Genomic DNA, 24,070 nt, shown 5'->3' with positions numbered 1-24,070 from the left:
CTGAAAATAGGGAGTGGAAAGCCGTCGTTATTCGAGTTCTTCTGCGAGGTCGTCGGCGTCGATGTCGGCGTCTTCGAGCGCTTCTTCGATGTCGCCGCCACCCATGCCGCCGCCCATGCCGCCCATCATGCCGCCCATGCCCATGCCGCCGGCGCCGTCGATGATCTCCTCGATGACGATCCGGTCGACACCGACCAGTTCCATCAGCTGCTGGCCGATCTGCTGTTTCTGCATCATCCACTGCTGGTTCATCGTCAGCTGTGGCGTGGCTTCGATGTACAGCGAGTCTTTCTCGACTTCGACCGTCTCGAACTCGGGCTCGCTCTCTTCCTCGTCCTCCTCGTCGTCATCCTCGTCCTCGACGAGTTGCTCTTCCTCGACGGTGTCGGTCTGGAACCAGATGTTGAGATCCATGCCGAGGAACATGTCAATCAGGCCTTGGGCCTTCTGCTCGCGGTCCTCGACTTCGTCGACAATCTCGTAGTCGTACTCGATGTCGTCACCCGCGAGTGGGTGGTTGAAGTCGACGCGTGCGCGACCGCCGATGATCGTCTCGATGAATCCTTCTTCGCCGTCGATCTGGACCTGTGCGCCGGGGTAGCGGTCGTCTTCCGGGATCTTGTCCTTGCTGATCGTTCGGACCTGGTCGTCGTCGTACTCGCCGAAGGCTTCGCTGGCTTCGACGCCCGCGGTGCCCGTGTCGCCGACCTCCTTGCCGATGATGTCGTCTTCGACCGACGGGAAGATGTGGCCCTCACCGAGCACGATGGTTCGCGGGGCGAACTCCTGCTCGTCGTCGTCGATTCCCTCCTCCTCGGCGACCTCGGGGTCGGTCGTGTCGACGAGGCGGTCGTCCTCGACGGTGCGTGCGGTGTAGCCGAGCTTGATGAAATCGCCTTCCTGAAGCCCGTCTACTTCCTCTTCCTGTGTCTCTTCACTCTCAGTCGACTCCTCTTCGGAATCGTTGCTCATACCGTGTGGGTCAGTCGTAATACTCTTAAGAACACCGTTTCGCAACGCTCATCGCTGTCATCGTGGGCCGCGTTACCGTGATTGTCCCCGCAGTCGGTCGGTTCAGCCGCGGTGGCCGAGTCGGCTGTTCGGCCCTCGGAACGACCGCGATTTCTAGAGCAACCGTTCAGGGGCTCTGGCGCAGGATCTCTCTGCTCTCGCTTCGGCTGTTTCCTCAGCGTTCGATAGCGTTTAACACTCCTTATTCGGGCTCTCGGCACGCTTAACGGCTCTTGCGGCACCGTTTATGTGCCTTCGGCCACACCAAATCGTATGTACGAAGTTGAGGTCAAAGTCAGCGCGGATCACGATGTTGTTCGGGACTCGCTGGAGTCGGTCGGTGCAACTCACGTCGAATCGGTCGAGCAGGAGGATATCTACTACGATGCGCCTGATCGGGATTTCGCACAGACCGACGAGGCGTTGCGGATCAGAGAAGAACGCTCCGCGACGAACCGGTGTGACGACGAGGCGGGAACGACCGACACGCGACTCACCTACAAGGGACCACTGATCGACAGCGACTCGAAGACGCGACAGGAGGCCGAAACGGCCGTCGTCGACCCCGAACAACTGCGCGATATCCTCAACGGACTCGGTTACGACCCCGCCGCGACCGTCCGCAAGGAACGCGAACGGTACACTGTCGACGGGATCACCGTCACGCTCGACACCGTCGAGGGCCTCGGCGAGTTCGTCGAGGGGGAACTCGAAACCGAAGACGATATCGACAGCGCACGTGACCGGGTGCTGACGATTCTGACCGACCTTGGACTCGATACTGACGACCAGATCCGGACTTCCTATCTCGGTCTGCTGCTTGCCGACGAGTGATATTACTACAGTGTATTCTCTCACCCGTCATTGTTTCCGAAAGTTATAGACGGAGCGCTGTCGAAGGTTCGTGTAATGACTGAACGGAATATTCACGTCGAGCCTGCAGCGGCGACGGCCGTCGAGGATCAGCATATCGAAATTGTCGAGCGGAAGGGGATCGGTCATCCCGATTCGATCTGTGACGGCGTCGCCGAAGAAGTCGCGCGGGCGCTGGCTCAGACCTACCTCGACCGGTTCGGACGGCTGCTGCATTTCAACACCGACGAGACCCAACTGGTCGCCGGGACGGCCGCGCCGGCCTTTGGCGGCGGAGAGATGCTCGAACCGATCTATCTGCTGATCGTCGGCCGCGCGACAAAGAGCTACGAGGGTGAAAAGATCCCGGCGGAGACGATTGCGCTCCGTGCTGCACGGGAGTATCTCGACGAAACGTTCCCGTATCTCGACGTGGGGACCGACATCATCGTCGACATCAAACTCGGGGAGGGAAGCGGTGATCTGCAGGATGTCTTCGGCGAGGAGGGTGCGGTGCCGATGGCCAACGACACCAGTTACGGCGTTGGCCACGCGCCGCTGACCGAGACCGAACAGATCGTCTACAACACCGAACACCGGCTGAACGGGACGTACTCCGACGACAATCCCGAGGTCGGACAGGATATCAAGGTGATGGGCAAACGCGAGGGCGACCAGATCGACGTGACCGTCGCCGTCGCGATGGTCGATCGGTATATCGACGACCTCGAAGAGTACAAGCGCGCTGTCCGCGACGTCGAGGATTACGTCGAGGATCTTGCGAGTGAGTACACCGACCGCGACGTGACCGTCTACGTGAATACGGCCGACAACTACGACGAGGGGTCGATCTATCTGACGACGACCGGGACCAGCGCCGAGCAGGGCGACGACGGATCGGTCGGCCGTGGCAACCGTGCCAACGGGCTGATCACGCCGAACCGCCCGATGAGTATGGAAGCCACGAGCGGGAAAAACCCCGTCAACCACATCGGGAAGATCTACAACCTGCTCTCGACGGAGATCGCCCAGTCCGTCGTCGAGGATGTCGACGGGATCAAACAGCTCCAGATGCGCCTGCTGAGCCAGATTGGCCAGCCCATCGATCACCCTCACGTCGCCGATGCACAGGTCCTCACCGAAGAGGGCGTCACGATCGAGGATATCCGCGAGGATATCGTCGATAACGTCGACGACGAACTGGCGAACGTCACCGACATCACCGAGCGCGTCATCGAGAACGAACTGTCGACGTTCTGAACTCTGTTTCTGCGATCGGCTTCTCATTTCTCCCGCCCGAACAGCCCCAACTATAATTATTGTACACGCAAATTGTGTATTGTGAGCAAGCAACAAGATCAGACGGTCGCGCGGTACATGTCGGAGTCCTTCGAGACGGTCGGAGCGGACTCGTCGCTGGTTGCCGCCGCCGAGCGGATGGGTGAGGCGAACATGGGGGCAGTGATCGTCACGGGGGAGCCGACCAGTATCGTCACGAGTACCGATATCGTCCGGCAGGTCGCCGAGGGAGCCGACACCTCACAGCTCCACGTCGACGACGCCGCGACAGAAGTGACGACGACGATCAATCCGACACAGCACATCAAGGATGCGGCTTCGACGATGCTGCAGGAGAAAATCAGCTACGTACCAGTCACCGACGAGGGAGATATCGTGGGTGTGCTCTCGAAGACGGACATCACGGAGAGCAACACCGCGTGATACATCACAGCGCAGAATCGGATCGCTCCCGCCTGATCAAAGCGCGTTTATTCACTCGCAGGTAACGGGCTGGCATGCACCCGCCCGGAGCAGGGACAATCCTCGTTCGGTACGGCGAAATCGGGATCAAAAGCCCACAGCTCCGCGGCCGGATGGAACAACGGCTTCAGGAGAACCTGCTGGCGATCCTCGACGACCGCGGATTCGACGCTGACGTAATCCGCGAGAACACCCGCCTCTACGTCGAGACGACGCCGGCACAGATCGACGCGGTGACGGCTGCCGTCACGGACACCTTCGGTGTCGTCTCGGCCAGTCCGGCTCGCCGCGTCGAGCCAACGATGGAAGCGATCACGGACGCACTCGCTGAGACGGCCCGCGAACAGTACGATGGCCAGTCTTATGCCGTCCGCGTCGACCGCGCTGGCCCCAAATCGGCCCATCCATTCGCCAGCACGGACCTCGAACGCGAAGGTGGCGACGTTGTCGGAACCGTCGCACGGGAGGCGGGCATCGAGCCGACGGTCGATCTCGACGACCCCGACCTCACCTTCGCCGTTGAGTGCCGACCGGACGACGCGTACGTCTTCGTCGGCCGCCGATCCGGACCGGGTGGGCTGCCGCTCGGGACACAGGAGCCGCTGGTCGCGCTGTTCAGCGGTGGGATCGACTCGCCGGTGGCGGCGTGGCTGGCGATGAAACGCGGCGCGCCTGTCTACCCGCTGTACATCGATCTGGGGGAGTACAGCGGCGTCGACCACCGACTCCGCGCCGAGGAGACGGCGGCGACACTCGGCGAGTACGCCCCGAACTTCGACACCCGACTCCGGATCGCGCCGGCCGGCGAGACGATCGAGGAGATTGCCGCCGATCTCGACATGTACCGGATGCTCGCTGTCCGGCGGTACATGTTTCAGATCGCCGAGAACGTCGCCGCAGATCTCGATGCGGTCGGCATCGTCACCGGCGAGTCGACCGGACAGAAATCCAGCCAGACGACTGCAAATCTCCGGGTGACGAGCGCGTCGACCGACCTGCCGGTCCACCGGCCGCTGCTCACGACCGACAAGTCGACGATCAGCCAGTGCGCACAAGAGATTGGCACGTATCCCGACTCGACCATCGACACGGGCTGTCACCTGCTCGCTCCTGACCGACCGGCGACACAGCCACCGCTGGCGCAGGTCCATGAGGCCGAACCCGACGACCTCGAACGACGGGCCGCCCGCGCAGCGGCCGAGCGCACGCTGGTCGAGTAACCGTCGCTACTCGGATTTGAACAGTACCAGCTCCTCCGCCTCGTAGATATTGATGAGTTCGTTGATGATCTCGTCGTAGGATTCGTCGTCGATGCGGAGGGCGTCGAGCCGTTCGATGGTCTCCTCGTCGATATCGATTGTTGGCATATCTGTCAGTTCGACAGCGAGTTGTATAAGTATATCTCTCGTTTTCACGAGCACTCGCCGGGCGCACAAACGCTATGTACTCGCCGCGTCTGGACTCTGGCGTGAGCGATTACGATCTCGAACGGTATCTGACGGTCCGCAGCGCCTACGGCGCGTCGCTGGGCCCGGACGGACGGCTCGCCTTCCTGCTCGATACGACTGGCGTCGCACAGGTCTACACCCTTGACGACCCGGGCGAGTGGCCCACCCAGCGCACCTTCTACGACGAACCAGTCTCCTTCGTCACCTACTCCCCCGAACGGCCCGAGATGGTCTTCGGCATGGACGAAGGCGGCAACGAACGCATGCAGTTGTTCCGACTGGACGCCGACGGGCGAATCACGAATCTGACGGGGATGCCCGAGGCAAAACACCGCTGGGGCGGCTGGAGCCCGGACGGCGAGCAGTTTGCCTTCGCCTCGAACCGCCGCGACGAGTCGGTCTTCGATATCTACGTGCAGGACCGCGACGCGGTCGGCGAGGAGGCGGAACTCGTCTTCGAGGGCGACGGCTGGCTGAGCGTCACCGGCTGGCACCCGGACGGCGACGCACTCGTCCTCCGGGAGGCCTACTCGAATTTCGACCAGGACATCTACGTCCTCGATCTCGACACCGGCGAGCGCCGCCATCTCACGCCACACGACGAAGAGATCCGCTATTCGAGCGTCCAGTGGGGGCCCGACGGCGAGCACCTGTATCTCGTCACCGACGATGGCAGCGAAACGCTGTTTCTTGCCCGAATGGACCCGGAGACGGGCGATCTCACAGGGATTCGATCCGGCGGCGAGTGGAACATCGACGGCGTCGCTGTCGACGATGAGAGTGACACACTCGTCTATTCACGCAACGTCGACGGCTACACCGAACTCACGCTCGGCGAACTGACCGAGAACGGGATTCGGGAGCTTCCGATTCCCGACCTTCCGGGCAGTGTCGCCGGCGGCGTCAGTTTCGGCCCCGACGGAGACCGTATTGCGCTCTCCTCGTCGGGCCGGCAGATCAACACAAACGTGTCGGTCGTCGATCTGACCGCGCTCCGCCAACTCGCGGACGACGACGCCGCCCTCGCGGGTGATCCCGCCGGGGCCGCAACGAGGTGGACCCACGCATCGACGGCAGGCATCCCACGAGAGACGTTTATCGACCCCACCCTCGTTCGCTACGAGAGCTTCGACGGCCGGGAGATTCCCGCCTTTTTTTCGCTGCCCGAGACGGTGCCCGACGGCGGCGCGCCCGTCATCGTCGACATCCACGGCGGTCCCGAGAGTCAGCGCCGGCCCTCCTTCTCGGGACTCCGGCAGTACTTCCTCGCGGAGGGCTACGCACTCTTCGAGCCCAACGTCCGCGGCTCGTCGGGCTACGGCCGGGAGTACACCCATCTCGACGATGTCGAGAAGCGCATGGACTCTGTCGCGGACATCGAACACGCCGTCGAGTGGCTCACCGATCACGAGGCCGTCGACCCCGACCGAATCGTCGCCAAAGGCGGCTCCTACGGTGGGTTCATGGTCCTGGCTGCGCTGACGGAATATCCCGACCTCTGGGCGGCAGGGGTCGACGTTGTCGGGATTGCGAACTTCGTCACCTTCCTGGAAAACACGGGATCGTGGCGGCGAGAACTCCGCGAGGCCGAATACGGCTCGCTCGCCGAGGATCGGGAGTTTCTCGAATCGATCAGCCCGACGAACAACATCGAGGCAATCGAGGCACCACTGTTCGTGCTTCACGGCGCGAACGACCCGCGGGTGCCGGTCGGCGAAGCAGAACAGATCGTCGAGCAGGCCCGCGAGCAGGGCGTTCCGGTCCGAAAGCGCGTCTTCGAGGACGAAGGCCACGGCATCTCGAAACTCGACAACCAGATCGAAGCATACGGTGCTGTCGTCGACTTCCTCGACGACCACGTCTGAGCTTAGGAATTCAGGCTGTCGTCGCCGTAGTACAGCAGCCCGCTCCCGGCGAGAAATCCAACAGCGCCGCCGGCACCCAGCGAACGTGCGGTGAATCCGTCGAGGCGGCTGCTCGGCTGGAGGTTCTCCGGCAGGCGCTTGCTCCCGGTGTGTCCGAGTGTTCCGAGTTCGACACGGGAATCGGTACTCGTGCCCGTGACGCCTGCTGACAGCGCGTAGACGTGACCGTCGTTACTCCCGACGTACAGCCGTCCGTCGGCGACTGTCGGTGAGGAACTCACGCGGCCGCCGGTTTCGAGCGCGACGCGTTCGTCGCCAGTGGCTGCATCCAGTCCGTAGACCGTGCCATCCCAACTCCCGACGAAGACGACGCCGTCGGCGACCGTCGGTGAGGATAGCACTCGACCGTCAGTCTCGAACTGCCAGCGTTTCGTTCCGCTGTCGGCCTCCACTGCGAATACCGACCCGGTTCCCGACGATTCGTCGTCGCTGGATCTGAATCGCGTCTTCCAGCCGCCGACGTAGACTGTCTCTCCCGCGACGGTGGGCGAGGCGTCGACGAACTCGTCGGTGTCGAACACCCACTCCTCCTCGCCTGACTCGATATCGAGCGCGTAGAGGTTTCCGGCAGAGTTCGGTCCGCCGTTTCGTTCCCTGTCGCCGATGTAGACGGTTCCGTCGGCGACTGTCGGTGAAGAGTAGGTCCCACTCCCGAGGTCGAACTGCCAGCGCTGCCAGCCCGACCGGGGGTCGAGCGCTCGGAGTTTCTGGCCACGCACGAACACTGTATCCTCGATGACCGTCGGCGACGCGTAACTCGCCGAGCGGTACTCGGAGAACCAGCGTTGCTCGCCGCTGGTTGTATCCACTGCGTAGAGACCGTCGTTGTCGCTGACGATGAACAACGTCTCGGCCCCGACGACCGGCGAGGCCTGAATCCGGCCGTTCGTCTCGATTTGCCACTCCTGATCGCCACTCTCGGCGTCGAGGGCGTACAGATTCGTGTCGTCGCAGCCGACGAGCACGAGTCGATCCGCGCTGTCGCCGCCTCCGCTCTGATCGATCACGAACGGCGAGCTATCGACGGATTCGCTCGTTTCGAACGCCCAGATCTGCTCGCCCGTCGCTCCATCGAGCGCGTAGACCGCGCCGCGCTGTGAACCGACGTAGACTGTGTTCTCGACAACTGTCGGAGAGGAAAATACCGGGCCACCGGTATCGAACGACCAATCTGCCGGCTCGCTGGCACGTCCGGGTGTAGCCGCTCCTACCAATGTGGCGGATCCGATGGTACAGCCGGCCAACTGGAGGAATTGCCGGCGATTCGGCGTCTGAGGGTTCCGCGGGGACATGTTGTTTCAATGAATATCACACGCCGTAATGTATATTTTGGTATGGATATGGACGTACCGTTCGTTTGGTTATAGTCACGTATATATCAGGTCGAGCGATCCGAGTCAGTGTGGCTAAGTGACTCCGCGACGTTGCCCAAAGCAAGTTCGATGGCACTGAACGCAAACGACCGAGCGATTGCGAGATTTACGATGCTCGGACACGGACTCGTCCACTGGTTCGAGCTTTCGATTCCGATCTTTCTGGTTACCTGGCACAGTTCGTTCGATGTCTCGCTGGCCACGCTCGGACTCGTCGTCTCGCTCGGCTACGCTCCGTTCGGGATCGGTGCCCTCCCGGCGGGGATTCTGGCTGACCGGTTCGGCCCGAAACGACTCGTCCTCGCTTGCTTCACGGGCATGGGACTGTCCTTTCTCGCTCTCGCCGTCGCGAACTCTGTCTACTTGATCGGCGTAGCGCTGGTCGGGTGGGGGGTCGCCGCGAGTGTCTATCATCCGGCGGGGATGGCCCTGATCAGCACCGGCGCGTCCCAGCAGGGGACGGTCTTCGCCTATCACGGCATGGCCGGCAATGCCGGCATCGCACTCGGACCCTTTGCCGCGGCGACGCTTCTGTACTTCCTCGACTGGCCCCTTGTCGCCGCGCTGCTCGCTCTTCCCGCCGCCGTCGGTGTCCTCTACGGCCTCCGCGTGGAGTTCGACACCACCGCGGCCGTCGATGATGATCTCGACACAGAGGACGAAGAGGGACTCACCCTGCCGTCGTTTCTCGCCAACAGCCGGCAGTTGCTCGTCAGCGCGTTTCTGGTCGTGTTCGTCCTCGTCGCGTTCGAGGGGCTGTTCTACCGCGGCGTGCTCACCTTCCTCCCGGAGATTCTCCAGGGACTGCCCGCGATGAACGGACTCGATCTCACTGCGGGGCTGACTGGGATCGAACCGGGCGATTACATCTACGTGGGGCTGCTCGTCGTCGGGATGGGCGGGCAGTACGTGGGCGGGAAACTGACCGAACGGATTCCCGTCGAGCGCGGGCTTGCCGTCGTGTTCGTGATTCTCGCCGTCCTCGCGCTCGCCTTCGTCCCCGTCTCGAATCTCGGGCTGGCCGCACTGGTCGTCCTCTGCGGAGTGCTCGGATTTTTCCTCTTTGCCATCCAGCCGTTCTACCAGGTCGCCGTCGCCCAGTACACCCCGCCGGACACCCGGGGACTCTCCTACGGCTATACGTATCTCGCGGAGTTCGGCTTCGGAGCGGCAAGCATCGCAATCGGTGGTTTCGTGCTCGATCAGTTCGCCCTCGGTGCCTTTTTCGCGGTGCTCGCGGCGTTTGCACTCGCGGGCTCCGGGCTGGCAGTCGTTCTCCTCGTCGGCGAGGACCGGATCGGATTCATCCAGCGCTACGAGACCGAACCCGCTGACTGACTGTCACTCCGCCATCCCCCGCCGCTGTGTCGGCCCATCACTCGTCCAACTACCGCTCTAAGAACAGGTCGAGGTATTCTTAAGTTGTGTCCAGCCGGAGGTGGGAGTTAATGACAGATGTCGCAACCGTCCTGCTCGTGGATTCCAGAGACACGGTTGCTGATCGATTGCGCGAGGAGTTTCAGGATTCGCCCGTTCGGATCCGAGTCGAATCCGACTTGGATCAGGCACGAACGGAGCTAGCCGCCGCGGCTATCGACTGTCTCCTCGTCAATCTCGAATCCTTCGAGACGGCTGACAGCCGGACGTTCGTCACAGATGCGGGCCGAATTGCGGCGAGTTGCCCGGTTGTCCTGCTCACCAGCGTCGGCGCCGACGCCATCGAGGACGACCTGCTCGAACAGACGAGCACCCTCGTCGAGCGAACGGACGACCCTGAAAGCTGGGCGTTTCTGGCCGAGAAGATCCGAGGGACCCTCCGAACGGTCCCCGACGGCCGCGACGACGAGATGTACCGGATGCTCGTCGAGTCCGCCCGTGACGGTCTCTACCGACTCGACGCCAACGGCAATCTCGTCTACGCGAACGAATCTTGGTCGCAGATGCTCGGCTACGAGCGCAGCGAAATGATCGGCTCCCATGCCTCCCAGGCGATGGCCGAGGGCGAACTCGAACGCGGCCAGCAACTCATCCAACAGATCCTCGAAGACGACCAGCGCGAAAGCGACATTGTCGATCTGGAGATGACGACCAAAGACGGCGAGCAGATCACTGTCGCCGTCCGCTTCGTTGTCCTCACCACCGACGATGGTGCCTACGACGGAGTGATGGGCGTGGCCCGTGACGTGACCGAACGGCGGGCGAACGAGCGAAAACTCGAACGCAAAAACAAGCGTCTCGACGAGTTCGCGAGCGTCGTCAGTCACGACCTGCGCAACCCTCTGAACGTCGCGGCCGGGCGGTTGGAACTGCTCGACGAGCAGTACGACAGCGAGCACATCGAACCGATCGACCGCGCGCTCACGCGGATGGACGACCTCATCGAGACGCTCCTCACGCTGGCCCGCGAAGGGGAGACGGTCACCGACCTGGAGACTGTCGACCTCGGGGCGCTCTCTCAGCACTGCTGGCAGAACGTGGCAACTGACGAGGCGACGCTTCACACGCGGATCGACGGTCCGATCCGGGCCGATCGGAGCCGCCTCAAGCAACTTCTCGAAAACCTGATTCGCAATGCTGTGGAACACGGCGGTGCCGACGTGACCATCACCATCGGTGACCTCGACGATGGCTTCTACGTGGAAGACGACGGCCTCGGAATCCCACAGGCGGACCGATCGGAGGTCTTCGACGCGGGTTATTCGACCGCAGCGGAGGGGACCGGCTTCGGACTCAATATCGTCAAACAGGTGGCCGAGGCCCACGGCTGGGAGATTTGCGTAACTGCGGGCTCGGATGGCGGCGCGCGCTTCGAGATCAGCGGCGTCACGTCTGCTGAATAGCGAGCACGTTCGTGGGGTGTTCGGAGCCAACTCGCAATTCCGACCATCGAAAACCTCCTAATCGGCCGGCGCCAAACGAGAGGTATGTCAGAAACAGTCTCAGAGCCACTGATCCGTCGGGCCAACGAGATCGAATACGAGTCCGTCGACGCCGCTGACGGGATGTCCAAAGGTGTGCTGGTCAACGAGGAACACGGTGCGCCAAACGTCGCCCTGCGGCGATTCGTCCTCGACCCAGACGCCACCGTCCCGGAACACACAAACGAGATCGAACACGAACAGCACGTCCTCGCCGGGCAGTACGTCGTCGGCATCGACGACGAGGAATACACCGTCACGGCCGGCGATACGATCCACATCCCCGCGGGAACCGTCCACTGGTACCGCAACGAGGGCGATCAGCCCGGCGTCTTCATTTGTGCGGTACCGACCGGCGACGACGAGATCCAACTGGTCGAGTGAGTTGAGTTCGTACGACTCAAATACTCCCTGCTCGTACAGAGGGACGTGTCACAGCAGGTCGCGCGGGTCGATACGCTATTCTTACACGAAGACGACGACAAGTACCGGGTCGTCGTCCAGCGCGAGGGCAGCCGCGTCTTTACCGGCTTTCTCGAAGTGAAGGAGACGAGTGCCGGACCGCGGCCAGCACGATTGCGTATCGTCGAGGGCTCGAAAGAGGAACTGCGCAGCCCCGACGAATTCGTCGAACTCGCCCGCCGCGCCGACCGCATTCGCATCTCACAGCAGACCTCCTCGCGGGGCCGCGAAGAGTTGCGGGACCTTCTCGACGGCTACCAACTCGACGCGAAGGTCGTCCGCACCTGCCGGCTCTGCGCCCAGAGCGGGACGTACTCGCCGATCACATCTGAGACGGCTATCGAGACTGAGAATGAAACTGTCTGTCCAGATTGCGCCCGCGAACAACTCGACCGTCAACTCGCATACCACGGCGATATCACCGGCACAGCACAGGAACGGCTCGAATCGCTGCTGTTCGAGGTGCAGGATCTCGAACGAATCATCAACCTGCTCAAAGGCGATCTCGACCCCGAACTGACAAAATTCGACGAGATCAGCCCGACCGTCGAGGACGTGGATCCGGTCCCCGTCGATTCGCTGTCGCTGCATCCGGGCATTCAGGGGAAACTCGAAGACCGCTTCGATACCCTGCTGCCGGTCCAGAGCCTCGCTGTCGAGAACGGCGCGACCGACGGCGAAGACCAACTCGTCGTCAGCGCGACGGCGACCGGAAAGACGCTGGTCGGCGAGATGGCGGGATTGGACCGCGTGCTAAACGGCGAGGGGAAGATGCTCTTCCTCGTCCCCCTCGTTGCGCTCGCGAACCAGAAATACGGCGAGTTTCAGGACCGCTACGGCGATATCGCCGACGTGACTCTCCGCGTCGGCGCGAGCAGAATCAACGACGACGGCGAGCAGTTCGACCCCAGTGCCGACATCATCGTCGGCACCTACGAAGGTGTTGACCACGCGCTGCGGACGAACAAACAACTCGGCGACATCGGGACCGTCGTCATCGACGAGGTGCACACTCTCGGCGAGGGCGAGCGGGGTCACCGCCTCGACGGGCTGATCTCCCGGCTGAAATACTACTGCCGCGAGAAGTCCAGCGGGGACTCCCAGTGGATCTACCTCTCGGCGACTGTCGGCAATCCCGGCACGCTCGCCAAGGCACTCGAAGCGACGCTGATCGAGTTCGAGGAGCGACCAGTGCCCATCGAGCGCCACGTCACCTTCCTCGACGGCCGGGAGAAACTCGATGTCGAAGACAAACTCACACAGCGAGCGTTCGACCAGAAATCCAGCAAGGGGTATCGCGGCCAGACGATCATCTTCACCAACTCCCGACGGCGCTGTCACGAGATTTCCCGCAAGTTGACCTACTCCTCGGCACCGTATCACGCCGGACTGGACAACCGACGCCGGACCCGCGTCGAAGAGCAGTTCGCTGACCAGGAACTGTCCGCCGTCGTCACCACCGCAGCACTCGCGGCGGGTGTCGACTTCCCGGCCTCGCAGGTCATCTTCGACTCGCTGGCGATGGGTATCGAGTGGCTCTCCGTTCAGGAGTTCCACCAGATGCTCGGTCGCGCCGGGCGGCCGGATTACCACGATAAGGGGACGGTCTACCTGCTCGTCGAACCGGACGGCGCGTACCACAACAGTCAGGAGATGACGGAGGACGAAGTCGCGTTCAAACTGCTCAAAGGCGAAATGGAGCCAGTTCAGACCCGGTACGACGAGTCCGCGGCCGTCGAGGAGACGCTCGCGAACGTCACCGTTGGCGGGAGTCAGGCCAAACGACTCAACGAGATGATGGTCGGCGACGTGCCGACGAAACACGCCCTCGGGAAACTACTGGAGTACAACTTTATTGACGGGTTGGAACCGACGCCGCTCGGCCGGGCCGTGACCAGTCACTTCCTCTCGCCTGGCGACGCCTTCGCGCTGCTCGACGGCATCCGACAGGGCGAGAGTCCCTACGATCTGGTCGCGCGCATGGAGAAGCGTGACCGCGAAGACTGAGAACGCTCCAGTCGGCGTTTTCCGGCTATTCTGGACGGTACTTGTCGCGGTACACGATGTGTTCCTCGTCGTCGATAAGAACGGTCACGACGAGCTCGTCGCCGCTGGAATCGAACCCTGCCGTGAGATAGTTCACGCTCGGCAGCGTCTCCGAGTCTTGCGACCAGAGACGGTTCTGTTCACCGAGACGCTCGGAGTACACCACGACCTCTTCGGCCTCGATGTCCTTGGTACCCGATACGTATACTTTCGCACGCTCTGTTTCGGTGTCGTATTCGATTCGGTCGACGATCTGGTATTCCTCGCTCGCAGTCGCCTTGTCGGGGAACTCACGAGACTGCTCGTGTGGGAGGAAGACGCGCCACTCCGAACCCTCGGTGAGCATGAAAAACTGCCGCCTGGGAGTTCCGGCCGTCTCGTCGTCGGTCTCCCAGGATATCTCGACGAGTGCTGCCTGTTCGCCGTCGGTAATCTCGGTAAGCGTCTCGCTGTCTTCTCCGAACCACGTCGCTGAAGAGCGTTTGTCGCGGAGATCCTCACCGTCGAACTCGTCGATGAGTTCGCGCTCGTACTCTGTGGAATCTGGGAACTCGAATTCGACGTTTTCTCGCTGCTCGTCGTCCAGTTCGGCCGGATTGAACGGATGTTTTGAGTGCATGTACTCGCTTAACCCGTCCAAATCTTCCTCCATCGCGGCCTGGACGTACTGGTCTGCGACGGTGAGTGCGGGATGCTCGTCGCTCGTAGTTGGTTCGTCGTTCTGTTCGTCTCCGTTGCCGTTGGACTGATCGGTGCTGTTCTCGTCGGGATCGTCTCCATCGCTGTCGCTCACGCATCCGGCGAGGAGGGCCGAGAGGCTACTGCCAGCGGCAATCAGGTACGTTCTGCGGTGCATCGTGTCTTATCCTTTGTCTGCAGGTATATAATGAGAAATGAACGTCTCACGACGAGAAACGACGCGAGCGGATTGGGGCCCGAAACGAGGGGGATACCGGCAGGACAACTGTGGACTGGGTCCTCTGCGACTTGCTCGGGACCCGTATCGGGGTGCCGTGAGATTCTACAGATCCCGCGGCTTGCCGAGATTTCTGAGTTGCCCGCCGCAGCCATCACACCGTTTCGTCTCGGGACCCTCGACACGACGCCCGCAATCGAAACATTCGTACAGTTCTGCCTCCGGTTCTGTGTCTAATGGTCGCATATACCACAGTAGGCTTCGAGTGGATTTGTTGCTATCCCTAATATTCCTAGTAGAGAATAAACATAAAAAGCGAAATAGGTGGACGATTGTGTGGTTCTCAGTACATTCTGTTTTCGTGCTGTTCGTCCACGTTCAGAGAATCACCCAATCGGGTGGCCACATAACAACTGCATGGGATCGCTTCAGGCGTAGGGGGCTCCAAGACGGGAACCCAGTACAGCGAGTTCGCACCGACTTGCTACGCCTCACCGTGCCACTCCGCCAGAAATCGCTCGAAGAACGTCTCGAGGAACGCGTATCGTTCCTCAGCTAACTGCTGTGCTGGATCGGTATGGAGTTCGTCCCGCAAGCGGAGAAGTTTATCCTCGAAATGATAGATCTGCGAATAATCTTTTCCGGCAGGATCCCAGAGAGGTGTTCCGTGGACGCCCCCGAATGCGAATGTCCGTGCGATACCGACGGCACCCATCGCATCGAGATTGTCGGCATCGCGCAGTATCTTTGCCTCGACCGTCGCTGGTTGGGGGTCCTCTCCCCGAAAGGCGAGGTCGTCGTGAACTGCGATACAACCTTTGATTGCAGCGATCTGTTCGTCGTCAAGCTCTGTTTCCTCGAGCATCTCCTCTACTACCGGAAGCGTTTCTTCTGGATCACAGCCAGTACCGTCACCCAATACCCGATGCAGATCGTGGACGAGTGCCGCACAGCCGACCACTTCGCTGTCTGCCCCTAACTCATCAGCAAACTGCTGTGTGAGTCGAAAGACTCGCCACACGTGATGCATGTCGTGTCCAGAAGAGTCCGCAGAGAGATGTTCACGCACGTTCGCTGCGACGGTGGGGAACGGATCGTCGTGGTGTCGAGCGCCGCCGGGGTGGTCGCCTCTCGTCGGCGCCGGGTCCGACAACATGCCGGTTGCTCGCTTTCACCACTCGTTCTGTTCTCCGACATCGATGTGGGACGGTCGTCCACGGCGATAAATAATATTTCCGCAGCATCGAGCGAACTCTATTGCGATGTGCTAGTCAGGACCCTTCCGAGTGTGGCTACACGAGGCCTCAATTCAGCGGGGCCAGTGTTCTCCTCACTCGGTGTCTTATTTATTCGTTGGCCGGTTACTTCACACATGCAAGAACCGTTGTATCGGAAACTCATCGAAGAATCTCTCGATATTGCTACCATCATCGATTCGGACGGGACGATCACGTATGTCAGTCCCTCGGTCGAGTACACGCTTGGGTACGACCCCGAGGAGTTGGTCGGTGAGGTCGGATACGAGTATCAACATCCCGACGACCGTGACGCCGTTGCTGACGCCATCGAGGCTATCCAGACGAAGACTGCTAATTCTCGGGTGATCGAGACACGGTTTCGCCATGCTGACGGCTCGTGGCGTTGGGTCGAATCGACGCTGCAAAACCGCCTCGACGATTCCGACATCGACGGTATTCTCGTGAATAGCCGTGATATCTCTCAGCGAAAACGACGGGAACACCAACATCAGGCCCTTGCCGAAGAGTACAAAACACTCCTCGAGAATGTCGATGACAGTATCTTCTTCATAAACGTCGAGTCGGCGGATGGAGAGTACGTGTTCCGATTCGAACGCCTCAATCGTGCCTACGAGGAACAAACCGGGATCACGACCGACGAAGTTCGGGGAGAGACACCGATCGACGTGTTTGGCGAGGAACTCGGAGCAGACCTCCAGGCAAACTACTATCGGTGTGTCCAAGCCCGGGAACCGATCTCGTACGAGGAAGAACTCCCCGTCGAGACGGGTGCGCGGTTCTGGCAAACGATTCTCACACCGGTCATCACGAACGGCGAGGTGACGAAGATAATCGGTATCACACGGAACATCACCGAGCGGGTCAAACGGGAACGACAACTCCGGAACCAGAAAGAACAACTCGACGAGTTCGCCAGCGTGGTGTCGCACGACCTGCGGAATCCACTCAACGTCGCCCAGGCCCGAGCAGAACTACTCGCTATCGAATGCGAAAGCGAGCATCTTCAGCCGATTATCGAGTCACTCGACCGGATGGAAGAAATCGTGTCGGACACGCTCACACTCGCTCGACAGGGGCAGGCTGTTTCGGACGCGGAATCGATAGCAGTCGTCAATTTGATCGGAAAATGCTGGAAAAATGTCCGAACAGACGAGGCGACAATCGAGATAGCAGACGAAGTGACGATTCGTGGCGACCGGAGTCGGCTTCAGCACGTCTTCGAGAACCTGTTCCGGAATGCACTCGAACACGGTGGGGCAGACGTAACTGTCCGCGTCGGCCGAATCGACGACCGAGGGATTTACATTGAAGATACGGGTCCGGGGATTCCTGCAGACGCTCGTGAGACTGTGTTCGAACCCGGCCACACCTCGGCAAGTGGCGGGACCGGATTTGGGCTGACAATCGTCAAACGGATCGCCGAGGCCCACGGCTGGCAAGTCGAGGTTGTCGACGGAACTGACGGGGGAGCCAGATTTGAGTTCACTGACGTCGAATTCGCTGACTGACCGATACACCCGGTGTATTCATACCTCTACTCGTGATGGTCTGTGTAACTGAGTGGGCGTAGCGACCGAGACAGCGCAAGAACTCTCTACTCCGACTGAACGCGACCCATCCCGCAGAAATAACTCCAAACTGTACCTCGAAAGATGTCTCATCCGCCTGTGTTCGACTCTTATCTATTCTCCCGCTGTTCGACCCTGTTCAGATAGATAAAATCCACCATACACACTATTCAAACGGTTTGTGGGAACCATCAATCACACAGTGATGGTAAAATTCTTCATCTATGGTACCGTAACCTTATCTATGTCAACGGAGACGGATGCACAGGGACGGCTGTACATCCCAAAGGAGGTGCGCGAGAAGTACGGCCAGAAGTATCACATCGTCATGTACGAAAACAGAATCGAGCTGATTCCGGTCGCGGATGACCCACTCGCCGCTGTCCGCGAGGCAGCAGGCGAACTTCACGATGCATCCGTCGAAGAGATCCAAGAGGACATCGAGGCGGAGGCGAAAGACGAGGCCGAGGAAGCCGGCGGGAATAGATGACGGTGTACGTCGAGACGGACTTTCTGCTTGCACTCGCCAAAGATACTGATTGGTTACAGGGCCCCGCAGAAGACGCACTTGTGGAATACGATGTCGAAACGTCACCGTTCTCGTATCTCGAACTCCTCCTCGCTCGGGAACGCTACGAGTTCGACTACGTTCCGCTGGTGGCAAACCTGCTCGAACTCGTCTCTGTGCGAAACGAAGAAGAGAAACAGGTCGTTCTGAAAGCCGTCAACTACTACGACGAGGGAATGACGCCGTTCGACGCGTTCCACGTAGCGACTGCGGAAACGCGAGGAATGGCCGTCCTCTCTTCTGAGAAAGATTACGAAGAGATCGAGGTACAACGAGTACCACTTGAACCGGCCAACGAGGAATAACTGCGGACTGAAACTCCGTCGTGGCTCGCTGGTAAATGTGAACGGTAACTACCGATTCTCCCGCTGTTCGACCTTGTTCAGTTCGATCAGCAGTCGGAAGATTGCCTTTACGAGATTCGCGTCTACGTCGAACTGCTCGGCGTTTTCGCCCGCTCGATCCATGACCTGTTGCTCCTGCTCTTCGTCGGTCGTCGGGAGTCCCTTCTCGTCTTTGACCTGTGCGATCGTATCGGCGACGTAGGTCCGTCGGGCGATTAACTCGACGATTTCGCGGTCGATACCGCGGATCTCCGTCCGGAGTTCGTCGAGCGACATCGTTTGCGGGTCGATTCCTCTCTCGTCGTCGTTGTGTTCAGACATCTGTCAGTGTCCCCTCGGTTTGTGTGTGTGTCAGCCAGACTGTTCCCTCGCGTTGCTCCCAGCGCTCGCGGACGGGGTCGAGTTGTTCCCCGGTGCCCACGGCGACGAAACTCGGTCCGGTTCCGGACAGCGAGACGCCCTCCGTTGCCATCGCTTCCATCATCGGATCTGTCGGGAAGCCAAGCGCCGCACAGAAGGCCAGTCCGTTGATCGTCATCGCCTGACCGTACCGGCCGTCCAGCGCGAGGCCGGCGACAACCTCGGCGATGGGTGCAACCGCCCGACAGCGCTCGACATCCGCGTCGGCGCTGAACGCTCGTTCTGGCGGTGTCCAGACGAGCACGTCCCAGTCGGGGGTCTCGCGCGCGAGGAGTTCGTCCTCGTCGTTGTTCGTGACGGTCAGGCCGCCGAGCATGCTCGCGCTCGCATCGTCGAACGCACCCGTGACAGTGACGCCGACATCCCTGGCCGCGGTGACGCCGATTCGGGCGGCGTCCTCTCGACTAATCTCCTCGGTCGCGTCGAGGGCGTCGAGCGTCGCCATGACGGTCGCGTTCGCGGCCGCGCTGGAAGATTTCAATCCCGAGGCCATCGGGACCTCGCTCTCGGTTTCGACGCGGCCGCCTTGGCCGTCGCCGAACCGGTCGGTTACGAGTTCGACACAGCGTTCGATCAGTCGGGTGTCAGCGTCCTCGGCACCGCTAATCTCGCCACTCACGCCGTCTTTGTCGGTGAGTTCGACGGTCGCGGTGGTGTACTCATCGATTGCGAAGGCCGACCCGGTCCCGGTTGCGAGTGCGTTCAGTACCGTTCCCGCGGCCGGCGCGGCTGCCTGCCCGTCCATCCTGTCTCACTGTCCCACACGACAGTACTTACTTGTGGTGATTGCGCTTCGAGACGATTGGTTAGAAACTGATACCACTCCGGGAGCCCCCTCCCGCTCGGCCCCTTCCAGTCCCGCCTTGCGGTGGATTGTCCGGGGCTCCTCCGCGGACTCGAACACCACTGCCCTACCGGTCCCAACTGTTTTTCGCTCGCGGACTGAACTCACTCGCATGGATTCGACGGCCGAAGACGATTCAGTGCCGGACGAGCCAGCGACGAAGGGCGAGAGCAGCGACGGTGAGCAGAATGGAGCTGACGATTCTGGCCGGCAGACCACGGACTCAGAGGACTCCTACACGGCACAGCCGGCCGCGCTCCGCAGACAGCAGTTTCTCTTCGCCGTCGTCGGCTCGCTCATCGGCGGCGGCGCACTGGCGGTGAGTCTGATCCAGCGGTATCCCGCGTACCGCACGCTCTGGATTCTCGCCGGCGGAATGGCCGGGATATTGCTGTTCCGGCTTATCTCCGGGAGTATCTTCCCGGGTGAAGTTGCAGCCAGCGACGGCGCCGAGGACTCCGAGGGGTCTGGAGCTGGAGGCAACTCGGCGGACGACTCCGATACGAAATCGCCGGATTCAGGCACGTCGACGGAGTAATCTCCGCAGATGGATTTCGTCGAGCGATACCAGAGCGGATTCGTCCTCGCGGGTATCCTCGGCGGCCTCGCACTCGGCCAGCAAAGTGGCATTCCGGCCGTCGCCGACCGGCTCATTCTCCCCTTCCTGATGGTCATGCTGTTCGCCGCCTTCGCCGGCGTCTCCTTCTCGCGAGTTCGAGAGGCTTTCGGCAATCGCCGGGTCGTCGGGTCGAGTCTGCTGGTCAATTTCGTCTGGAGTCCGCTGCTTGCCGTCGCGCTCGGGGCGGTCTTTCTTCGAGATTACCCCGCACTGTGGGTTGGGCTGCTCATGCTGCTCGTGACTCCCTGTACGGACTGGTATCTCATTTTCACGGACATTGCCGACGGAGACGTGCCGCTCGCGACCTCGATTCTGCCGTACAATCTCGTTCTCCAGCTAATTTTGCTCCCGGTCTATCTGTATCTCTTCGCCGGTCGACTCGTCGAACTCCCGCTGGAACTGTTGCTCGAAAGCGTCGTCCTCGTGTTGGTGGTTCCGATTGTGCTGAGCATCGTGGCGCGCCGGCTCCTGACTCGAACCGCTGGGCGGGAGTGGTACGCTCGGGAGTTCCTGCCGCGGTTGAGTCCGCTGCAGATCATCTTCCTGAGTCTGGCAATCGGTGCGATGTTCGCTTCGCAAGGCGAGGTGATCCTTGACAACCCGCGACTGCTCGCGCTGATGGCGCTGCCCGTGGTCGCGTTCTACGGGATCAACCTCGCCGTTGGCTTCGGAGTCGGGCGCGTACTCTCCTTTTCCTACTCCGAGATGGTCTGTTTCAACAATACGATCCTCTCGCGGAACTCGCCGACGGCGCTCGCGATTGCTGTCGTGGCCTTCCCGACGGAGCCGCTGATTCCGCTGGCGCTGGTCATCGGACCGCTGCTCGAACTCCCACTGTTGGGGCTCGTCGCGCAGGTCCACACCGCGATCAGTGCTCGGGAGTGGTGGTCGACCGAGGCGACAGAGCCACGGTGAGAAGGCAGTCGTTTTTAGCGCCGGGCCGAGAAGTTCGGGTATGGACGATTTCGAGGAGGTCCCCCCAGATACGCTGTCGGTCGAACTCGTCGAGGACGGTATCGTCGTCGAGTACACCGACGGACGGGAGGCGTTCTACCGCGGCGTCCCCGAGCAGATTGAATCGCCCCACCAGACGGCACCGGGCAAGGACACCCACGTGCTCGTCGTCGACGAATCCGAAACGAGTGGTGTGCTCCTCTACGTGAACGAACGCCGCACTGATGCGGAGATTCTGGCGGATACTGGCGTCGGTCGTGTGCTGCTGGACGAGGGTGAGGAGACGACGCTGTTCCCGGGTGTGACCGTCCAGGGTGGCGGCCTGCGGAGCGACATCGTCGTCGAAGGGGACGTGTCGGGCCGGGTCTTCGTCTTCGAGGAAGACCAGTTCAGCGAACACTCCTACGAACTCCTGCCAGCGGAGTGATCACTGAATATAAGAGGGCTCTTCGGCGTCGCAGTTCTGTTCGTGCTCCCGGGCGTCTTCTTCTACGTCGAACAGCAGGCCACAGTGCTCACACTCGTACCACGTCATCTCGTCACGCGTGGTTGTCGAGACCATATTCGAAAATCTGTCAGGATCCGATATAGTCGTTACTCCGGAAACGGTCGAACGGGCTTAACTTGCTGCCGGCCCTACGCCGAGTCATGACAGCCGGTGACGGAGTCGTCGAGGTCCGCGTCGAGGGTGCTCGCAAGCGTGACGCCGGCCGGGGAATTGCCCGGCTCTCGCCGGACATTCAGCGCGAACTCGGGGTGTTGAGCGGCGATCCAGTGATCATCGAGGACGATCAGATGACCGTCGCGAAGGTCTGGCCCAGCGACGACGGGAGCAGAATCATCCGCGTCGACGGCGACACGCGGGCGAGCATCGACGTGAACATCGGCGACACCGTCCGCGTTCGGAAGGCTTCGGTTGAAGATGCCCGCCGGGTCACGCTCCAGCCAGCCACCGACCACGCCGACGACGCACCCGCGACGGAAGGACTCAGACAGCGACTGGTCGACCGACTCGTCAGGGTCGGCAAACAGGTCCGAATCGAGGGCTACGGCCCCTACGTCGTCACCGAGACGACGCCGTCGGGGTCGGTCCGCATCGTCGACTCGACCCGAATCCGGGTCGAACCCGATGTCGTCTCGCCGGAGGAAACCGAGCCCAGCGACACCGAAGAATCTGAGGAAGTCACCGAAACCGGGACGACCTACGAGGACATCGGCGGCCTCGACGAGGAACTCGAACTGGTCCGGGAGATGATCGAACTCCCGCTCTCTGAGCCGGAACTGTTCACCCGCCTCGGCATCGATCCACCGAAAGGCGTGCTGTTGTACGGCCCGCCGGGCACCGGCAAGACGCTGATCGCTCGCGCCGTCGCCAACGAAGTCGACGCCTATTTCGAGACCATCGACGGCCCCGAAATCGTCTCGAAGTACAAAGGCGAGTCCGAGGAACGGCTCCGTGGTGCCTTCGAGCGTGCCCGTGAGAACTCGCCGGCCATTCTCTTCCTCGACGAAGTGGACTCGATTGCGGGCTCTCGGGATGAGGACGCCGACATGGAAAACCGCGTCGTGGCTCAACTGCTCACGCTGCTCGACGGCCTCGAACAGAACGAGGAAGTGGTCGTCATCGGCGCGACCAACCGCGTCGACGCCATCGATCCCGCGCTCCGACGCGGCGGCCGCTTCGACCGCGAGATCGAGATCGGTGTCCCCGGCGTCGAGGGCCGCCGCGAGATTCTGGACGTACACACCCGCAACATGCCGTTTGCCGACGACGTGGATCTGGATACGCTGGCGAACCGAACCCACGGCTTCGTCGGTGCCGATATCGCCTCGCTCGCCCGCGAGGCCGGCATGATCGCGCTCCGCCGGACCGAACACGAGGAGACTGACGGCGACCATCCCAGCATCGAGGATCTGGTCGTCACCGCCGGTGACTTCGAGGAAGCCCTCACCGGTGTCGATCCCTCCGCGATGGCCGAGTACGTCGCCGAATCGCCCGATACGACCTTTGCGGATGTCGGCGGACTCGGCGATACGAAAGACCGACTCCGGGAAGCCGTCGAGTGGCCACTCTCGTACGGGCCGCTGTTCGAGGCGGCATCGACCGATCCGCCCTCGGGCGTGTTGCTGTACGGCCCGCCGGGGACCGGAAAGACGCTGCTGGCGGAGGCGATTGCCGGCGAGAGCGGCGTCAACTTCATCCGCGTTGCGGGGCCGGAACTGCTCGACCGGTACGTCGGCGAGACAGAGAAGACGATCCGTGAACTGTTCGACCGGGCCAGACAGACTGCCCCCGCCATCATCTTCCTCGACGAAATCGATGCGATTGCGAACCGTCGCGGCGAGGGCTCGGAAGTCTCCGAGCGGGTCGTCTCGCAGCTTCTGACGGAGATGGACCGGGCCGCAGAACACCCGAAACTGGTCGTCGTCGCGGCGACGAACCGCTACGACAACCTCGACCCTGCACTGCTGCGGCCCGGTCGACTCGAACAGCACATCGAGGTGCCGAACCCTGATCAGGCCGCCCGTACCGAGATTTTGGCCGTACACACCGCGGAGACGCCGCTGGGTGAGGAGGTCGATATCGAGAGTCTTGCAGAGCGGACGGCCGGCTACTCGGGGGCAGAACTCGAATCGCTGGTCCGCGAAGCCTCGATGCGTGCCGTTCGGGAAGTTGCAACCGAAATCGATCCTGCGGAGGCGGCCGACCGCGCTAACGCGATTACTGTCGAGGCGGCACACTTCGAGCAGGCCCAACAGCTACTCGACGACCAGCAGTAAG

At 61.5% G+C, this 24,070-nt stretch carries 25 protein-coding genes; 16 read left to right on the top strand and 9 right to left on the bottom strand.

What is annotated here, in order from left to right:
- Positions 1–27: 27 nt before the first annotated feature.
- Positions 28–972 (bottom strand): FKBP-type peptidyl-prolyl cis-trans isomerase, encoded by a 945-nt coding sequence (locus V8P86_RS04615; RefSeq protein WP_336326064.1) that lies wholly within the window; start codon positions 970–972, stop codon positions 28–30.
- A gap of 312 nt (positions 973–1,284) precedes the next feature.
- Between V8P86_RS04615 and cyaB the strand changes: the two genes are divergently transcribed.
- From cyaB to V8P86_RS04595, 4 genes are all read left to right on the top strand, one after another.
- The gene (gene cyaB, locus V8P86_RS04610) at positions 1,285–1,845 is read left to right on the top strand and encodes a class IV adenylate cyclase (RefSeq protein WP_336326063.1); all 561 of its coding nucleotides are present in this window, start codon (positions 1,285–1,287) and stop codon (positions 1,843–1,845) included.
- A gap of 75 nt (positions 1,846–1,920) precedes the next feature.
- Entirely contained in the window at positions 1,921–3,123 is a 1,203-nt protein-coding gene (locus V8P86_RS04605; protein WP_336326062.1) for a methionine adenosyltransferase, read from the top strand.
- 81 nt (positions 3,124–3,204) lie between these two features.
- Positions 3,205–3,585, top strand: a complete 381-nt coding sequence (locus tag V8P86_RS04600; RefSeq protein ID WP_336326061.1) for a CBS domain-containing protein — start codon at positions 3,205–3,207, stop codon at positions 3,583–3,585.
- A 74-nt stretch (positions 3,586–3,659) separates the two neighbouring features.
- Positions 3,660–4,844 (top strand): tRNA sulfurtransferase, encoded by a 1,185-nt coding sequence (locus tag V8P86_RS04595; protein ID WP_336326060.1) that lies wholly within the window; start codon positions 3,660–3,662, stop codon positions 4,842–4,844.
- A gap of 6 nt (positions 4,845–4,850) precedes the next feature.
- Here the strand turns inward: V8P86_RS04595 and V8P86_RS04590 are convergent, their stop codons facing one another.
- A complete protein-coding gene (locus tag V8P86_RS04590; protein ID WP_336326059.1) occupies positions 4,851–4,991 on the bottom strand; it encodes a DUF7557 family protein in 141 nt (46 codons plus the stop codon).
- Positions 4,992–5,092: 101 nt separating this feature from the next.
- Between V8P86_RS04590 and V8P86_RS04585 the strand changes: the two genes are divergently transcribed.
- Positions 5,093–6,937, top strand: a complete 1,845-nt coding sequence (locus V8P86_RS04585) for a S9 family peptidase (protein ID WP_336326058.1) — start codon at positions 5,093–5,095, stop codon at positions 6,935–6,937.
- 2 nt (positions 6,938–6,939) lie between these two features.
- On the opposite strand, the gene V8P86_RS04580 is transcribed toward V8P86_RS04585, so the two are convergent.
- A complete protein-coding gene (locus V8P86_RS04580) occupies positions 6,940–8,289 on the bottom strand; it encodes an outer membrane protein assembly factor BamB family protein (RefSeq protein WP_336326057.1) in 1,350 nt (449 codons plus the stop codon).
- Positions 8,290–8,439: 150 nt separating this feature from the next.
- Between V8P86_RS04580 and V8P86_RS04575 the strand changes: the two genes are divergently transcribed.
- From V8P86_RS04575 to V8P86_RS04560, 4 genes are all read left to right on the top strand, one after another.
- A complete protein-coding gene (locus V8P86_RS04575) occupies positions 8,440–9,708 on the top strand; it encodes an MFS transporter (protein WP_336326056.1) in 1,269 nt (422 codons plus the stop codon).
- 110 nt (positions 9,709–9,818) lie between these two features.
- Positions 9,819–11,210 carry a two-component system sensor histidine kinase NtrB gene (locus tag V8P86_RS04570; RefSeq protein WP_336326055.1) on the top strand — a complete coding sequence of 464 codons (1,392 nt, stop codon included), beginning with the start codon at positions 9,819–9,821 and terminating at the stop codon, positions 11,208–11,210.
- An 84-nt stretch (positions 11,211–11,294) separates the two neighbouring features.
- The gene (locus V8P86_RS04565; protein ID WP_336326054.1) at positions 11,295–11,672 is read left to right on the top strand and encodes a cupin domain-containing protein; all 378 of its coding nucleotides are present in this window, start codon (positions 11,295–11,297) and stop codon (positions 11,670–11,672) included.
- Between the two features lie 45 nt (positions 11,673–11,717).
- Positions 11,718–13,757, top strand: a complete 2,040-nt coding sequence (locus V8P86_RS04560; protein WP_336326053.1) for a DEAD/DEAH box helicase — start codon at positions 11,718–11,720, stop codon at positions 13,755–13,757.
- 25 nt (positions 13,758–13,782) lie between these two features.
- On the opposite strand, the gene V8P86_RS04555 is transcribed toward V8P86_RS04560, so the two are convergent.
- The 3 genes from V8P86_RS04555 to V8P86_RS04545 form a co-directional block, all read right to left on the bottom strand.
- Positions 13,783–14,652 carry a hypothetical protein gene (locus V8P86_RS04555; RefSeq protein WP_336326052.1) on the bottom strand — a complete coding sequence of 290 codons (870 nt, stop codon included), beginning with the start codon at positions 14,650–14,652 and terminating at the stop codon, positions 13,783–13,785.
- Between the two features lie 165 nt (positions 14,653–14,817).
- A complete protein-coding gene (locus tag V8P86_RS04550) occupies positions 14,818–14,958 on the bottom strand; it encodes a rubrerythrin-like domain-containing protein (protein WP_336326051.1) in 141 nt (46 codons plus the stop codon).
- 238 nt (positions 14,959–15,196) lie between these two features.
- Complete coding sequence (locus tag V8P86_RS04545; RefSeq protein WP_336326050.1) at positions 15,197–15,868, bottom strand: HD domain-containing protein; 672 nt, start codon at positions 15,866–15,868, stop codon at positions 15,197–15,199.
- Positions 15,869–16,084: 216 nt separating this feature from the next.
- Here V8P86_RS04545 and V8P86_RS04540 point away from each other — a divergent pair, with 216 nt between their 5' ends.
- The 3 genes from V8P86_RS04540 to V8P86_RS04530 all read left to right on the top strand — a co-directional run bounded on the left by V8P86_RS04540 (position 16,085) and on the right by V8P86_RS04530 (position 18,412).
- Entirely contained in the window at positions 16,085–17,479 is a 1,395-nt protein-coding gene (locus V8P86_RS04540) for a PAS domain S-box protein (RefSeq protein ID WP_336326049.1), read from the top strand.
- 304 nt (positions 17,480–17,783) lie between these two features.
- Positions 17,784–18,029, top strand: a complete 246-nt coding sequence (locus V8P86_RS04535) for an AbrB/MazE/SpoVT family DNA-binding domain-containing protein (RefSeq protein ID WP_336326048.1) — start codon at positions 17,784–17,786, stop codon at positions 18,027–18,029.
- Positions 18,026–18,412 carry a PIN domain-containing protein gene (locus V8P86_RS04530; protein ID WP_336326047.1) on the top strand — a complete coding sequence of 129 codons (387 nt, stop codon included), beginning with the start codon at positions 18,026–18,028 and terminating at the stop codon, positions 18,410–18,412. Before V8P86_RS04535 ends, V8P86_RS04530 begins: the two co-directional genes overlap by 4 nt.
- 48 nt (positions 18,413–18,460) lie before the next feature.
- Here V8P86_RS04530 and V8P86_RS04525 read toward each other — a convergent pair whose 3' ends face one another.
- Together V8P86_RS04525 and V8P86_RS04520 are read right to left on the bottom strand one after the other, a co-directional pair.
- On the bottom strand, positions 18,461–18,772 hold the full coding sequence (locus V8P86_RS04525) for a chorismate mutase (protein WP_442909350.1): 312 nt from the start codon (positions 18,770–18,772) through the stop codon (positions 18,461–18,463).
- A complete protein-coding gene (locus tag V8P86_RS04520) occupies positions 18,765–19,616 on the bottom strand; it encodes a shikimate kinase (protein WP_336326046.1) in 852 nt (283 codons plus the stop codon). Before V8P86_RS04520 ends, V8P86_RS04525 begins: the two co-directional genes overlap by 8 nt.
- Before the next feature lie 211 nt (positions 19,617–19,827).
- On the opposite strand from V8P86_RS04520, the gene V8P86_RS04515 reads away from it, so the two are divergent.
- The 3 genes from V8P86_RS04515 to V8P86_RS04505 are packed head-to-tail and all read left to right on the top strand — an operon-like array spanning position 19,828 to position 21,715.
- The gene (locus V8P86_RS04515) at positions 19,828–20,253 is read left to right on the top strand and encodes a hypothetical protein (protein WP_336326045.1); all 426 of its coding nucleotides are present in this window, start codon (positions 19,828–19,830) and stop codon (positions 20,251–20,253) included.
- A 9-nt stretch (positions 20,254–20,262) separates the two neighbouring features.
- Positions 20,263–21,249: an arsenic resistance protein gene (locus V8P86_RS04510; RefSeq protein ID WP_336326044.1), complete on the top strand. Its 987-nt coding sequence runs from the start codon at positions 20,263–20,265 to the stop codon at positions 21,247–21,249.
- A 40-nt stretch (positions 21,250–21,289) separates the two neighbouring features.
- Positions 21,290–21,715, top strand: coding sequence for a DUF5796 family protein (locus V8P86_RS04505; RefSeq protein ID WP_336326043.1), 426 nt, complete (start codon positions 21,290–21,292; stop codon positions 21,713–21,715).
- Here V8P86_RS04505 and V8P86_RS04500 read toward each other — a convergent pair whose 3' ends face one another.
- Positions 21,716–21,850 carry a DUF7128 family protein gene (locus tag V8P86_RS04500; RefSeq protein WP_336326042.1) on the bottom strand — a complete coding sequence of 45 codons (135 nt, stop codon included), beginning with the start codon at positions 21,848–21,850 and terminating at the stop codon, positions 21,716–21,718. It abuts the gene before it with no gap.
- Positions 21,851–21,936: 86 nt separating this feature from the next.
- On the opposite strand from V8P86_RS04500, the gene V8P86_RS04495 reads away from it, so the two are divergent.
- Entirely contained in the window at positions 21,937–24,069 is a 2,133-nt protein-coding gene (locus V8P86_RS04495) for a CDC48 family AAA ATPase (protein WP_336326041.1), read from the top strand.
- Position 24,070 lies beyond the last annotated feature (1 nt).

Source organism: Halovenus anhuiensis, from assembly GCF_037080055.1.
In the GTDB taxonomy this organism is placed as follows: Archaea; Halobacteriota; Halobacteria; order Halobacteriales; family Haloarculaceae; genus Halovenus.
This window is presented reverse-complemented; position numbering and strand designations above follow the sequence as displayed.